This window comes from Ancylobacter sp. G4_0304 (assembly GCF_047501495.1).
In the GTDB taxonomy this organism is placed as follows: Bacteria; Pseudomonadota; Alphaproteobacteria; order Rhizobiales; family Xanthobacteraceae; genus Ancylobacter.
The window spans coordinates 15,713-29,589 of sequence record NZ_JAZDRM010000032.1 but is presented as its reverse complement, the minus strand read 5'-3'; the positions used below and the strand labels follow the sequence as shown (position 1 = coordinate 29,589).

Here is a 13,877-nt window from a genome sequence, read left to right as displayed (position 1 = left end):
CGTCACTCGTCTTCCTCCTCTCCGCCCTCGGGTTTCTGCGTCACGTCGATCGTGCTCATCACCGCGTCGCCCTTCCGCCATTCGGTCGATATCCGCTCGCTGGGCCACTGGCCGTCGACTCCCTCGCCGTAGCCGCTGGCCACGACGATGGCACCGGCAGAGAAGGTGGGATCGAACTCGGCGATGAAGAAGCCGCTGCCGGTGAACATGTTGAGCTCACGCGCCCGCGCTGCCGCCGCGGCTTCCGCCTCGGCTTCGGTGGCCCGTGGGTGGATCAGGCTATGCGTCGGTCCCTGACGGCCCGTCGCCTGTTGCGCGCTCTCGCGGCGCCCGCCGCCGGCATCATGCCAACTGGCCGCCACGGTGCCTTGCTGGGGTCGCGGCTCGCCCTCGACGCTCCATCCGCCGCTGCCGAGCCGGTTGACGCGGATGACAGGTAGTGCCGCGCCCTTCGCATCCGTTCCGGCGCCCTGGCGCACGACCGAGAACCTCTCGCCGGCGGGTTTTCCGACGCCGCCATATTCGGCGGCGAGCCGCATGGCGAAATCGATCGGGCTGGCCTCCCATCGCAGTGCGTAAGGGATTGCGATATCCGCCAGCGCCGGGTCGATCGCCAGCGTCAGACCGGCAGCGCGGGCGGTATCTGACAGGATCGCGCCGAGCGTGGTGTCATCCCAGTGCTGGGCGCCGCCGGCCTTCACCGGGCCGGTATAGGTGGCAGCACGGGCCGTCATGGTCATGGCCTCGACCGCGCCCGGCTCCCATCCGGTTTGCCAGCCCTGCACCTTGAACGCGCCAAGCGGGAAGACGCCGCTCTCCGCATAGCCAGCGTACGGGAAGATCAGATCGTCCTTCTTCGGCAACGGCAGCTGGCGCAGATAGTCGTTCAGCGTGACGGTGAGCTCGTCGTTCTTCCATCCCACCTCGTCGGTGAACGAGGCGCCTAGGAAATAAGGCGCCATGGACGACATGAGGTTTTCGCCGCCCTTGAAGAGCTGGAATATCGGCGTGCGCATCAATCGCCCCAGATACGCGGCACGCTGGCGCGCTTCGGCTCGGCCGAGGCGCGCGGGGGTAGCTTGATGCGCGTGCCGGCAGGATAGAACGGCCCCTTGGCCGCAAGGCCGGGATTGAGATCGAGGATGGCCTCGACTGTGCCGCCCTTTTCGGTGCCGAGCTGCTCCCGCGCGATGCGGTCCAGGCGCTCACCGTCGCGCGCCACGCGATAGATGCGGTCCACCGTGCTCATGTGGTCCTCAGCTCGACATCGAACCCGATCATCTGGCCGTCATATTCCGAGAGATCGGTCACCCGTTCGACGACGTAGCTCCCGAGCACGCTCGCCACGAAGCCGCTACCCATGGTCAGCATGGGCAGGGCGAGCCCCATCAACTGGCTGACCCGGATCGCCTGATAGTCGGGCAGGCCGCCTACGGCATCCGGGAACAGCACGCCGCTGATGACGAAGGTCGAGCGACGCATGCCCTGCCATTGCGCCCCGTCTTGCAGGCCCCAGCGGGGGAATTCCGCCACCACCGCCTCGGTGGTGAACTCCATCGCCTTGCCATTGAGCCCGACAGGGCGGAAGACGTGCGGCCCGATGCACATGAGACCCATGCCTACCCCACCGTGTCGAAGAGTGAGGAAGAGCCGGAGCCGAGCCGCGCCAGGCGCTGCTCGACCGCGCGGGCGGCGGCCTGTGGGTCGCCCGCGCCGTTGATCGTGATGTGGTTGGTCTGCGCGACGGTGCGCGCGCCGCCTGCCGCCGCGCGCCGTTCCTGTGCAGGCGCCGCCGGGGCATCGCGCAAACGCATCGGTTCCACGGTCGCGGGCGCCTGCGGTGCGATCTGTGGCGAGATGGTGACATTACCCCGATCCTCGATCTGCCTCATGATCGAGTTCATGGTGTCGACCGCCTTTGCCCCCGTCGCCTTCAGACCTTCGTTGAGCGCATCGCCGGCCTGCTCGCCGCGCTCGCGCATCTTGCGGATCTCGATCTTGGACGCGGTAATGAGATCGTCGATGTATTGGCGATCGGTATCGTAAGCGCTCATATCGCGCTGAGCCGCAACGCCTTCCGACCGCCGCTGGTTCTGTTCTCGCCGCTTGAACTCTTCAGGATTGGTGACCTCAAGCGAGTTCTGGCGATTGAACTCCTTGTTATTAAAGATAAAAGCATCAAGGCGGCTCAGCGAGTTACTGAGCGGCTGCCACCATTCCTTCGCGATGTCATCCCGGCCCGCCTGTGCAATAGCACCCATTTTCTGCTGCTGCTCGGCGGGCGTCTGCGCGAGGAAATTCCAATCCTGCTCGATCGTCCCCGCAGATTGGTTCCGAATCTCTTTTCGCCACTCTTCAAACTGATCGAGGTTTGGAATCACAGCTCGGAGCGCCCCTAAGACCTGCATATCGCCGAAAAGATCGGACACCAGGAAAGGGTCGCCGCCATTGGTGAGCTTATCGACCTCCTCTAAGATCGCGGTGACGTAGGACTTGCCCTCCTTTTTTGCCCTGGCGCGTACCGCTTCCAGGTCGACGCCCTTCTCCGCGAAATTTTTGCGAGCATCAGGTGCGAACACCTTCTGGAGCAGGTTGTCGAGATTGGTGCCCGCCGCATCTGGCGTACCCGACCCCTGACGAACGATCTGGGCCAGCGCATTGATTTCAGCGACGGCATCCAGGCCGGTATAGCCCATCCCCTGATAGGCTGCGCCGTATTGCGGCAGGAATCGAGCGACGCTATCCGCTTCAAACCGCCCCTTTTTCGTGCCCTTCGCAATCATATCGAGCGCGAGAGGGATGTCCTCGGGGGGCACCTTCAGGTTCTGGAGCATCGCAAGAACCGTCTGCGAAATATTCTCGGGTGACGCATCCATCGCCTTCACGGCCCGCGACGAAGGATCCATCACAGCTTCCGCTTCGTCGAGGGCGAGGCCGCCGGCGACATAGGAGTTTCGCAAAGGCTGCACCTGCTCAGGCGTCATGCCGTACTTAAGGCCGACCGAAGTGTCCTGCTGCCGAAGTGTCTCTACCAATTTTGGATCACGCATCTCAGCCGTGACCGCCAGTGAGGCATATTTGCGATCGAGGGCTGTCACCCGGTCCTCGATCTGATTGAGACCGGCAATGATCGCCGCTGGCGCCGCGAACGCCAACAGCGCCCCAAAGGCCGAGCCCACGGACCCGCCTAGGCGAACGAAGGTGCGATCGAGCAGTCCGGCGCTATCATCGACTTGCCGGAGGCCGCGTTGAGCATCCTTCAGATCGGTATTCGTGCGAACTCGGTTGATTTCACGCGCCTGGCTCTTGACCTTCATCAGGTCGCGCTCGGTTTTGCGGGCTTGGTCGCCAGCCTTGCGCAAGCTCTGCTCGATGCCGACACCAGGCCGCTCGGTTTGGAGCTGTCGCGCAGCCGACCGAACATCGAGAATATCGCGCTTCGCCTTCCGGGCCGCCGGAGGAATCGCAGCTAAGGCGTCAGGCGCGCGCCGCGAGCCGGCCCGCTTGAGATCATCGACAGCCCGCTCAATACCTTTCACATCCCGCGCTGCGCGACGTGCGGGGCTACCGAGATCCGCAAGCAGACGAACGCGAAGTGCGACGTCGAGGTCAGTCATCGCCTAGCTCCGCACGACGCGCTTCGTGGTGCCACAACAGAACGTCCCGCCATTCCATATCGAGGACCGTGGTGAGCGGCGTGTAGTAGTCTCGGCTCACATTGCGGACGTAGCGGCGCCACCCGAACCGACGACCGACGAGTCGAGCACCGCCCGGAGGGCGCGGGGCAAAAAATCCAGGGCATACTCCGCTAGGGCTCGACGATCATCGACATCGAGGCCGCGTATGACTGCGCCCGGAAGGCCGGTCATCAGCCCATACAGATCGTCGGTGTCCGCGGCGTCATCGTCAGCCCATTGACCGTAGCTCGCGGCCGTCAGCCGGAGCAGGCGCAATGAATCATAACGTCGTCCGTCCCAGTCGAAAGGAAACTGAAGCGGCACGGTCTTTTCGCGCGCCTGACCATCGACAAAGCTCAGCGCCGCGACCGGAGGCCTTGTTACCTCCTTCGGCGGCGCCGCCGCCTCTCCGGCCTCATCCGGCTTACCTGCCGCCGGCATCACCGGCGTCAGCGTCGGCTCGCCTTCGATCGCCGGCGGCAGGGTTTCGGAGCGGATCATGTTTCACCTCGCGACAAGAGGATTGAAGACGCTTTGAAGAACCCGGATCAGACCGTGGCGCCGCCGGCGATGCGCAGGATGCGGTTGTCCTCGTCGCTGCCGGCCTCAATGCCGTAGCCGCGCCAGGTGTTGGTCCAGAAGTTGAAGCGGGCGACGATGCCGTAGCCCTCGATCACGTCCTCATATTCGGTGATCGACTTGATCAGGTGCCCGTAGCCCTTCAGCCCTCGCCCGGCCATTTCTTCGGGCGTGTTCTCGGCCGAGATGCCGCGCACCGTGATGATGCGCTCGCGCTTGGTCCCGGTCTTCTCGTCCTGGAGCAGCTCATAGATGGTGTAGAGCCGCGAATGGTGCAGGCTCATGCCCATGGTGCCGAGCTCGCCGGGATGCGCGCTGATCAGGTTGTAGCCCAGCGTCAGCGGCTCGATCGCGCCCAGCGGCACGTCGAGGTCCATGATGCCCCCGCCCGGCGAGTGCGTCTCGGTCTTCACGCGCGGTGTCGGGAGCTGGTAGCTCTTCAGCTTCTGCCAGTGGTTCCAGCCCTCGGAATAGAGGTTGCCGCCCTTGCGAACGAAGTCCATGGGTCTCTCCTGGATCAGGCCGCGAGGGACACGGCGTCGTAGCCGCCGAGGGCGCGCTGGATATCGGCGGCGAGGATGTCGAACGCCGCCGCGTAGGGCCGCATGCCGAACTGCATGTCCGAGATGATCGGCGTGTTTTCGTGCGGCAGCTCGATGCGCAGGATACCCTGCCGCATATTGGCGTTCGGGTTCAGCGTCCGGTCGAAATAGCGCGTGTAGCCCAGCACTGCGCCGAGGCCGACGAGCTCGTCCAGGAACGCCTCGACCGTCTTCACGATCATCAGGGCATTGTGAGCGGTGAAGTTCTCGCCGCGCCATTTGCGCAGGGCGCCGGGCAGCGAGGCCCGGATCGCGTTCTCGGTGCGCACCTTGTTGACGAAGCGCCAGTTGCTGTCGTTCGACAGCGTCTCGGAGCCGAACAACTCCTTGCCCTCAATGAACGTGTTCACGCCGGCGGTCGAGACGAGGAAGTTCGCCTCGTGGTCGACCTCGCCGTCGTAATAGGAAATCGGCCGCGCGGTGCCGACGATCGAGCTCGACGTCTGGTTTTCCGGGCTCCAGTACGGCCCGCCGCGCGCGCGGTCGCGCTTGGCGAACAGCGCCGCCACCACGGACGAGGCCGGTCGGGTGAGGATGGTGTCGTCGGAGCCATCCAGCACCGCGAAGCGGCGCACCGCCGGATCGATCGGGTAGAGGTAGCGGCCGTCGTCGCGCTTCAGGCGCTCGGCCCAGAGCGCCGCGTCGGTGCGGGTGAGGTTCGGCGCATCGACGATGCCGAGCGCCAGCAGGCGCTTGGCAACGGCCGACATGGCGAGCGCGACGGGATTGGCCACCTGGCCGGTGGCGACCGTGCAGGTGGCCCCCGCACCGTCACCCGCAATCGTGCAGGTGACGGCCGCGACGATGCCCATGCCGGCATTGGTGATCTGCACGCCCGTCACCTTGCCGCCGGCGATGACGCAGGTTCCGGTCGGAACGACGAGCGCGCCGGCGCTGGCAAAGGTCGCGGTAGCGTGGCTGTAACCCGAGCCCTGCGCGGTCATTGTGACCACGGTGGCGCCGACCAGGCTGTCATTGGCAAAGCCCGGCGCGATGATCAGGCCGGGCCGCACCATCGTCTGCGCCCGCGCGTCGAGTAGACCCCACAGGCCGGTGCGGTCGGAAGGATCGCCGATGATCGCGCCAAGCTGCTCATTGCGGGTCGCCTCTTTGGCCACACGGCGGATGAGGAAGGAAGGAGAGACGCCCTCGGCGAGAATGTCGTCGATCGCGTCGCCGATCTCGCCGGCATTGCCGAGTTGCGCGATGCGCTCGGCCTCGTCGCCATAGAGATGGACGTTGGTCTCAAGCGGGAAGGCGTCGGCGTCGGCCTCGTCGGCCGGCGACACGATGGTGATGGTCGAGAAGTCCGGCGTGACGACGGTGCGCGCGTCCTCGCCCGCATCGAGAAAGCGGACGCCGTGATTTCGAGTGAGCGCAGCCATCTGCAAACCGCCTTGACCGTTGAGGGATCGAAGGCGAGGCTAGGCGCGCGGTGCACGAACCGCGCTGGTGACGCGTGTCACCAGCGCGGGGTTCGCGTGACTTCACGATGGCAAACAGCTTTAGGCGGCGGACGCTTGTCGCCTCACGCCATCCCGTACTCGGCGAGCGCCTTGGTGTGCCACGCCTCCATTTCGTCGTCGCGCCAGATGCGGCTGCTCCCTCGCAGGCGCGCGATCTCGACGGCCGACAGCGCGCCCTGAGCACCAATCCTCAGGTTGCGCAGGATGCCGGCTGTCCCGCTGGACGTATGGCCTGTCGACGCTGTGATAGGCCGGCTATCGAGCTTGCGGCGCAGCGTGCCGCCATCACTATTCGAGAACGAGTAAGTGAGCAGATGCCAGGCGGTCTCGGTCCCAGAAAGCACCGATCCCATGGACACACCGCCCGTGCCGCCACCGATGTAAAGCGCGCCGCCACCCGAGGCGCGGATGCAGAGATATCGGCCGGAGGTCGTGCCGTTGAGGATCTGCGTGCCGGTCGAATTTACGAAGGCCCCGATTTCGTCGAAGCGGAACAGCATCGAAACGGTGAAGTCGGGATAGTCCGTATCACCGAGCGCCGTCATGGTGTCGTCGCCGGCGTCCTTGCCGAACCGCAGCGCCGGCAGGCCGTGGATGGCGCTCGCCTTGTAGGTGGGAGGCGTGTCACCAGCCACCAGCGTCTTGATCCCCGTGGCATCGCCGCGCGCGGACGCCCAGTTCGGTACCGCCGCGCCGTCCTCAGCTCCTGAGATGGTCCGCGCATCGAAATCGAACAGCAGGCCCTTGCGCAAGTTGGGGATGAAGAAAGACGGGTTGGCGATCGGTGTCTTGGTGGAGAGCAGCAGGGTCATGATCAGGCTCCATACCAGCCGAGGCTGAGTATCTTGTCGCGGATGGGATGGTTGACGATCGCGGTGCGCGCCGTGCCGGTGAGATGCAGATCGTCCTGGCAGAACTGGCGCGCGATCTTGCCAGCGGCGATGTCGGCAATGTCGTCGGCGGTCTTGGTCAGGCCCGTGTCCGTCCAAATCTGCTCGCCCATCACATAGGTGTAGAGGTCGATGTACCGATCGCCGAAATAGGCCATCTCGGCGTCACGCACCTGGAGCATCAGCACCCGGCCGGCGCCGCCGGGCACGTCGGACTGGCGCGGGCAATGCCCGAGGCAGAGGAGGCGCGGGAACATCGGCGAGTGCCACTCCGCGAGCTCGATGTTGCCGCGGAGGCACTCCTCCAGAGGATACAGGTCGTTGATGTTGTTCTTGCCGGCGTTCAGGAACCCGACATCGGCGCGGTTCTCGGTGTAGGCGAGCGGAATGAAGTCGTGCCAGCCAGGACCCGTCGTGACCGGAGACGCCCCCGGCGTGGTCAACTGGATCAGGTACGCGTCATCGGTGCCGCTGAGCGTGACAGGCACATCACCCGCCGCCAGCCTGAGAATGCCGGCCCAGGCCGTCGGCATCGTGGAATAGGCCCAGCCGCGATCGAGTGCGATCGAGGTCGTGCCGCTGCCGGGGATGGCACCGGCCGGTACGGTGACTTGGTACGGTGTCGTGCCGACAAGCCCGGTGATCTGCGCATTGAGACAGCCGCCACGCCCGAAGCCCGAGAAGATCGCGTCGAACTCCGCTGCGAGCGTCGTGAGCGCGGTGTGATACCCCGCCATCGTGCTCGATCCCCACCCGCACCAGCGGCCAAGGGCCGCGTGGAGCGGGGCGCGGTCATGACGCTTGGTCCGCCACGTCTCGTCGGGCCAGATCTTGAGCGACGTCGAGTCCTCACCGATACCCAGGCGCTCCCGGATGGACGGCACCACGGCCGGGTGGAACATGCCCGACTTGTCGAGCATCGAGTGCGGGTACACCGGACCCGTCAGCTGGTTGGTGACCGGATCGCGCTCGCCGATCGCGAACCCGATGTCCTCGGCACCCTCGATATCCGCGTCGGCCGGGATGATCTGCTGCTCCAGCAGCGCGCGGCCGATCAGTTGCGTTGCCTCCGGCGTCGGAGCGCCGTCCGAATCCCGTGCCGTCAAGAAAGTGCCCACGCCATTGGGGCCCTCGATCGCCACCAGCACGCCCGGCACCTCGGCCTCGGGCTGCACGGCCGTCTCAAGCAGCGCCGTCCGGCCATCGACGGATGGCAGCGTGTCGCTCTCCGGCGTCGCGGGCCACGCACCGGCCGTGCGGCGATAGACGCCGCGCCGGCGCGATCCACTGTTGACCGCGAGGATCGCCGGCTTGCGATCCGCCGGCGCATAGGCGAGCAACTCGGCCTCGGTCAGGAACACTGGCCCGCCGTCCAGATTGGCTGCGGTGTTCGCCGCCGCCGCGATCGCCGCCTCGGAGGCCGCGAGTCCCTCGGGCGAGAGCTCGAAGTCGCGACCCCGGAAATCACTCGCCGCGGCCATTTCGGTCACGTAGCCTGCCGGGCCGACATACATGCCCACCGCCGGCTTCGGGCCGGCGCCGCCGGCCCAGTCGGCGATCTGAAGCAACTGGCGCTGACCATCGGCGACCGTCTGAAAGACAGGCGTCCAGCTCTGCAAGCCGATATATTCGGCCAGCGCTTCCCTGACATCGTCGACGCGGTCGCCCGGATTGAGGAGATCGATTGCCATCTGGAACCTCAGAGCTGGGCGGCTGTGGTGAAGAAGGCGTCGACCTGCTCGGCCGTGAAGCTGAGCCCCGCAAAGCCGGCCTGAAGCATTGTGTCGGCCCGCTCGAAGGTCGCGGATTCGCGGAACGCGATCTGAACCAGGGCAGGCTGCGTTTCGACCCAGTCCGTTACGGCCTCGGTGAGGTCGTCGATGGCCAGCTGCAGGAAGAACTGCCGGCGCGAGATGCGGTCCGGCACCGTCGCCACCGCCGGCAGCGGCAGAACCTCAAGCGTGGCGCCATCGATGTACTGGCGCACCAGCAGTTCGACCGGGCCGGCCCAGCCGTGGACGGTGAACAGGTGCAGCCCATCGACATAGGCCGGCATGCCGCCGCCCGAGGCGCTGACGATCTGGTAGTTGTCGCCATCGAGCTCGGCCGCGACCGATACCGTGTCGTCGAAGATGAACTCCGATCGAAGATCGTTGAAGTCGATACCGTCGCCCTTTCGGCGCATGAAGACGACCTTCGAGGCCATCTCACGAATCGCCGCAGGCAGAGCGGAGACGTCGGGCTGATAGCGCTCATATTCGCCGCGGTGTATGGCGGTGACGCTCATGTCTAAATCTCCGAAATCCACTGCCAGCCGCCAAGGGCCGGGATGTATTGGTACAGACGCCGCGAAGCGATCGAGCTGATACGCCAGTCGTTCAGCGCGTAGACGCCGCACAGATACTTGCCCGAAGGCGCTTGGGTCCAAGAAAGGATGCCAACGCCATGCTCGGCATAATCGCCATGCGCCACCCGATGCACGCGATCATTGGCCGCCGCCTGTGCCGTCGCCGCCGCCGAGTTGGCCGCGTTGACCTGACCGATGGTCGCGTAATTCGAGCTCACCCAGCTAAAGGTGGCGAGGTTGGAGCTCACCCAGGTGAAGGACGGGTAATTCGAGCTCACCCAGGGCTGCATGGCGATGGGGCCGAGATCGGACGTGTCGACCTGGATCCGCACCACGCCGGCCGCGCCGTGCCACCCGAAATACAGCTTGTTGCCCGACTGCGCCGCCCCGCCGCCCTGCTGGACCGGCGTAAACCCCAGTTCTTGCTGCGCGCCTAGCGTGGTGCGCGCCACCGCGCTGTCGGTGTCATCCAAAAACTGACGCATAAAGGCCGAGAAGCCGAGGTTCGTCTGCGCCTGTGTCCGCTGCGCGGTCGTCAAGGTCTGCGTAGCGTCGATCCGCAACCTGTTCGCCAGAGCTGTGGCGATCGTGGTCGCGAAGTTCGGGTCATCACCCAGGGCTGCTGCGAGCTCGTCCAGCGTATCCATGGCGCCGGGCGCGCCGGCGACCAGGCTGGCGACCCGCTCGCCGATCAGCGCCGTGACGGTATCCTGCCAGCCCTCGACATCGCCCAACAGGATGCGTGCGGCCTGCCATGTGGTGCCGACGCGCTTCAGGACCTGGCCGTTGGCCGGCGTGCCGGTGTCGACATCGGTCAGGTCATCGAGCGCGTGAGCGTGATCGTCGGCGGCCTTGCCGGCCAGCGCCGCGACGAGACCCGAAATCTGGTCCATCGGGTGCTGATGCGAGAGCAGCGCCCGGCCGGCAACCGCCGCCAGCAGAGCGGCCAGCCAGCTGTCGATGAGGGTGAGCGCCTCAACCAGGCGCGGCGCATCCACCTCAAGATCATTGTCCGGGTGGGGCAACGGCAGGTTCTGGTTCGGCGTCCGATTGTCGATGACCATGGTCGCCTCCTCAGATCATCACACAGCGCAGGTCCGACAGCGCGGGACGCGCGGCCGGGGTGCCGGTGAGCGTGAGCTTGATGCGGCCTTCAAAGGCCGTGATGGGATCGACGGTGTAGGAGCGCTCGCGCCAGCCGGTCGGCAGCACCTCGTCCGTGCCGACCGGGAGTGCGGCCCAGATGCCGTCCGTCTTGTCGATCTGGACCGTGACGGCCGAGCCCGCCGGCAGCAGCGTCTTGATGCGCGTGGTGTGGCGGATCGCGGTCCCGAGCTCCATGGCCCGAGTGACATAGGTCCCGCTCGCGCGCAGCTTGCCGGCGGCGACCGTGACGCCCGGATAGAGCGTCGGCGAGACCTTCTCCGACCCGCGCAGCACGGCCCGGATGGTCACCGTCTCGGTGACGTACTCGGTGAACTCGTGGGTCTCGTGCGGCTGGAGCTGGATGACCGCGCCGCCGGCGCGCACCACCTCGAACCAGAGCGCGCATTCCGCGGTCGGGATCTCCACCGTCGCGCGGATCTGAAGGTCCGAGCAGTCGAGCAGGTCCACCGTGCCGAGCACCACCGTCCTCGTGGGCGCAGTGAAGCGGGCGACGAAGAGGTTGAAGGTGATGTCCGACCCATTGTGATGGTCCCAACTCACCGCGTTGCTGGAGCTGTGGCGGTTGCCGATCGTGTAGGGGTTGGCGCTGACCCAGCGCTGATTGACCGCGTCGAACTCGCCGAGATTGGCCACGCTGATCGAATGCTCGTTGTCATCGGTCTTGATGACAAAGGCGCGCCAGTCATCGCCGCGCGTGAAAATCGGCATTTTCCAGGCCGCTGAGACCAATTCGCCAGCGTCGACGCCGGTCATGGGGATTGCGACGGACGCCTGCGCATCCGTGGTCGGGTCGCCATTGTCCATGGTGACCAGGTCGACCATCAGGCCGTTGGCCCGGTCGCCGATCGCGCACATCCTGAACGTGACGCCGAGGATATGGCGGGCCTCGTCCAGCACGAATGACTGCGCCTGCGGATCACCCTTCACCCGATCGCGCTGGGTCCGGCGCTCACGCACCGCGCGCACGATGTTCTGTGGCAGGGTCTCCTCGGCGGCCGGGGTGTCCGGCACCGGCGCCGGCGTCGCTACCACGACCGGCGGCGCGGTCTCGATGGTGGTGACGCGGCGCATGGTGGTGATGTCGATTTCGCCCTGTCCGACGAATTCGCACCAGGCCGTGGCGCCCGAGCCGCCGACGACAATCACGTCCTTCGAGCCGGCGACGACATTGGCCGGGATCACGAAGGAGCCGGTGACAACGCCGCTGGCATCCGCGACGAGGCCCGGCGGTGTCAGCACCAGGCCGTCGAACACGAGAGCCTCCAGCGTCTCGCCGGGGCCGAAGCCGCGGATGGTAAAGGCGACCGTGATCTGGCGCAGGAACTGGAGATCCTCGGTGCGGCGGCCGAGCAGCTCATCGGTGACGGTGGTGCGGTCGCTGTCGCCGGCGATCGAGCGCGTCTCAGGCGAAGTCCAGTCGGTGCGTGTCTCGGTCCAGAAGTCGACGTTCGGCTCTACCGACAGGATGGCGGGCAGCGGTGCGAACACCGCATAGGGGTTGATCTTCTCGCAGGCGGTGTAGATCGGCTGTGAGATCGCGAGCTCGGGCACGTAATCCAGCATCACCGGCCCGGTCATGCTGATCGGGTGCAACGTGATGTCGATGGCGAGCTGGATCGAGCCGCCGAACACCGCGGCCGTCTGCGGCTCGCCGGCATCGCGATAGGTGTCGTCGATCAAAGGGTCGACGAACATGCCTCGCTTGGCGACGGGCTCACGCGCATCGATGTCGCTCTTGAGGCGCTCCAGCGCGACCAGATCCTGAAGGTCGATATGCGAGCGCCACAGCCGCCAGAACTGCGCGAAGTGCGCCGCATTGATCGCGTTGTTGTCGATCGCCGGCGTGCCGCGCCAGTCGTTGTAGACGTCCGCGAGGCCCAGCAGGGTCTCGGGCTCGATGGGCGGGCGCGGCCGGCGCTTGGAGACCCCGCGCAGATACACCACCTCGCCGAACTGGTTGAGGCAGATGCGGTCGATGCGCGGCAGCTTGTAGCTGTAGCCGACGATGACCTGCGAGCCGGTGACGCCGCCGGCCACCGTCACGGTGTCGGCGGTCATCGTGCTCGGCAGCACGGCGTCGAGATAGCGATAGGTCACCTGATAGCTGGAGCCCACCGCCGGCTCGGGCCCCGCGCCAGCCCAGTTCACCGCGTTGCCGGAGAGCACCCAGCCCGACGCGATCGGCGAGCCGCCCTGCGACACCGAGACGATGGTGGTGGCGCCGGACTGGCCGAGCGGGTCGGCGGTGTTGGCCGGTGTGCCGCGCGTCAGCGTCTCCGTGACCTGCTTGGTGACCAGGATCGAGGAGACAGTGTCGATCGGGCCGTTGTTCAGCGCGATGGTGGCCGAACCCGAACCGGCGTCGTCGAAAGTATGCGGCTCAGCCGCGACGACAACCGAATCCCACGCCAACGGCTCGGCGTAGCGCAGGGCCGAGCCGCGCGTGCGCTTGTAGCCGTAGATGTTGGCCTCGCCCTCGGCGATGCTGAACTGCATGGTGGCGCCGACCTGGCCGATCGCGCTCACCGCGCAGCCGCGCACCACATAGTTGCCGCCGGTCGCGCCACGGTCATAGGCCGCGATCTGCTGGTTGATCTGGCTGAGGTTGCTCGGCGCGGTCTGGTCGAGCACCGTGCCGCCACGGCACAGATAGACTTGGTAGTAGTCGCCGGGCTCGTCGAGCGTGAGCAGCGACCAGGTGACGGTCTGCACTTCGCGCGCGGCGGCGGGCTCGCCTTCGGCAAGCGTGCCGGGCTCCAGCCCGCGCAGCTCCGGCACATCATCGTCGGTGGGATAGGTCGTGTGGATGCGGATGCCGATCGAGATGTCGCCGTCGAGGCTGTCGACCTCGATGATGCGCTCCGCCACCGCGCGGACGTCGCCGACCGCATAGATCATCCCGGCGGCCAACGTGATGCGTTTCGCTTCCACGTCGACGGCCACCGCGGCGCCGGCCGTGCGGTCGCCGTCGCGCGCCACCATGTCGCCAAGGCGCCGCGCGCGGCTGCGCAGGATGGACTGCGCCTCGTTGTGATCGGCACCAGTCAGGAATCGCGCCTCGCGGAACACGACCGACGCAAAGTCCATCCCGGCATGTCCATGGCGGTCATAGGCGCCGGGCAGATTGGACGGGTGCTCGAAGGCCATTG

Annotated in this window: 12 protein-coding genes; all 12 read right to left on the bottom strand. The window is 66.4% G+C overall.

Annotation, left to right across the window (positions count from 1 at the left end; translation table 11 throughout):
* Positions 1-2 precede the first annotated feature (2 nt).
* The 12 genes from VRZ77_RS17010 to VRZ77_RS16955 all read right to left on the bottom strand — a co-directional run bounded on the left by VRZ77_RS17010 (position 3) and on the right by VRZ77_RS16955 (position 13,875).
* A complete protein-coding gene (locus VRZ77_RS17010; protein ID WP_414593800.1) occupies positions 3-1,019 on the bottom strand; it encodes a hypothetical protein in 1,017 nt (338 codons plus the stop codon).
* Positions 1,016-1,249, bottom strand: coding sequence for a tail protein X (locus tag VRZ77_RS17005; protein WP_414593799.1), 234 nt, complete (start codon positions 1,247-1,249; stop codon positions 1,016-1,018). Before VRZ77_RS17005 ends, VRZ77_RS17010 begins: the two co-directional genes overlap by 4 nt.
* On the bottom strand, positions 1,246-1,617 hold the full coding sequence (locus tag VRZ77_RS17000) for a phage tail protein (protein WP_414593798.1): 372 nt from the start codon (positions 1,615-1,617) through the stop codon (positions 1,246-1,248). The genes VRZ77_RS17005 and VRZ77_RS17000 overlap by 4 nt, the downstream gene beginning before the upstream one ends.
* Positions 1,618-1,619: 2 nt before the next feature.
* Complete coding sequence (locus tag VRZ77_RS16995; protein ID WP_414593797.1) at positions 1,620-3,617, bottom strand: phage tail tape measure protein; 1,998 nt, start codon at positions 3,615-3,617, stop codon at positions 1,620-1,622.
* Between the two features lie 96 nt (positions 3,618-3,713).
* Positions 3,714-4,178: a phage tail assembly protein gene (locus tag VRZ77_RS16990; RefSeq protein ID WP_414593796.1), complete on the bottom strand. Its 465-nt coding sequence runs from the start codon at positions 4,176-4,178 to the stop codon at positions 3,714-3,716.
* A gap of 47 nt (positions 4,179-4,225) precedes the next feature.
* Entirely contained in the window at positions 4,226-4,759 is a 534-nt protein-coding gene (locus VRZ77_RS16985) for a phage major tail tube protein (RefSeq protein ID WP_414593795.1), read from the bottom strand.
* Positions 4,760-4,773: 14 nt separating this feature from the next.
* Entirely contained in the window at positions 4,774-6,243 is a 1,470-nt protein-coding gene (locus tag VRZ77_RS16980) for a hypothetical protein (RefSeq protein WP_414593794.1), read from the bottom strand.
* A 143-nt stretch (positions 6,244-6,386) separates the two neighbouring features.
* Entirely contained in the window at positions 6,387-7,136 is a 750-nt protein-coding gene (locus VRZ77_RS16975) for a hypothetical protein (protein WP_414593793.1), read from the bottom strand.
* Positions 7,137-7,138: 2 nt separating this feature from the next.
* Complete coding sequence (locus tag VRZ77_RS16970; protein ID WP_414593792.1) at positions 7,139-8,905, bottom strand: hypothetical protein; 1,767 nt, start codon at positions 8,903-8,905, stop codon at positions 7,139-7,141.
* Positions 8,906-8,913: 8 nt separating this feature from the next.
* Positions 8,914-9,501 carry a hypothetical protein gene (locus tag VRZ77_RS16965; RefSeq protein WP_414593791.1) on the bottom strand — a complete coding sequence of 196 codons (588 nt, stop codon included), beginning with the start codon at positions 9,499-9,501 and terminating at the stop codon, positions 8,914-8,916.
* A gap of 2 nt (positions 9,502-9,503) precedes the next feature.
* Positions 9,504-10,625 carry a hypothetical protein gene (locus VRZ77_RS16960; protein WP_414593790.1) on the bottom strand — a complete coding sequence of 374 codons (1,122 nt, stop codon included), beginning with the start codon at positions 10,623-10,625 and terminating at the stop codon, positions 9,504-9,506.
* A 10-nt stretch (positions 10,626-10,635) separates the two neighbouring features.
* Positions 10,636-13,875 carry a DUF4815 domain-containing protein gene (locus tag VRZ77_RS16955; protein ID WP_414593789.1) on the bottom strand — a complete coding sequence of 1,080 codons (3,240 nt, stop codon included), beginning with the start codon at positions 13,873-13,875 and terminating at the stop codon, positions 10,636-10,638.
* Between the last annotated feature and the right edge of the window lie 2 nt (positions 13,876-13,877).

Coding starts and splice junctions, on each gene's coding strand:
- VRZ77_RS17005 (WP_414593799.1), bottom strand. CDS start 1,249: ATGAGCACGGTGGACCGCATCTATCGCGTGGCGCGCGACGGTGAGCGC.
- VRZ77_RS17000 (WP_414593798.1), bottom strand. CDS start 1,617: ATGGGTCTCATGTGCATCGGGCCGCACGTCTTCCGCCCTGTCGGGCTC.
- VRZ77_RS16995 (WP_414593797.1), bottom strand. CDS start 3,617: ATGACTGACCTCGACGTCGCACTTCGCGTTCGTCTGCTTGCGGATCTC.
- VRZ77_RS16990 (WP_414593796.1), bottom strand. CDS start 4,178: ATGATCCGCTCCGAAACCCTGCCGCCGGCGATCGAAGGCGAGCCGACG.
- VRZ77_RS16985 (WP_414593795.1), bottom strand. CDS start 4,759: ATGGACTTCGTTCGCAAGGGCGGCAACCTCTATTCCGAGGGCTGGAAC.
- VRZ77_RS16980 (WP_414593794.1), bottom strand. CDS start 6,243: ATGGCTGCGCTCACTCGAAATCACGGCGTCCGCTTTCTCGATGCGGGC.
- VRZ77_RS16975 (WP_414593793.1), bottom strand. CDS start 7,136: ATGACCCTGCTGCTCTCCACCAAGACACCGATCGCCAACCCGTCTTTC.
- VRZ77_RS16970 (WP_414593792.1), bottom strand. CDS start 8,905: ATGGCAATCGATCTCCTCAATCCGGGCGACCGCGTCGACGATGTCAGG.
- VRZ77_RS16965 (WP_414593791.1), bottom strand. CDS start 9,501: ATGAGCGTCACCGCCATACACCGCGGCGAATATGAGCGCTATCAGCCC.
- VRZ77_RS16960 (WP_414593790.1), bottom strand. CDS start 10,625: ATGGTCATCGACAATCGGACGCCGAACCAGAACCTGCCGTTGCCCCAC.
- VRZ77_RS16955 (WP_414593789.1), bottom strand. CDS start 13,875: ATGGCCTTCGAGCACCCGTCCAATCTGCCCGGCGCCTATGACCGCCAT.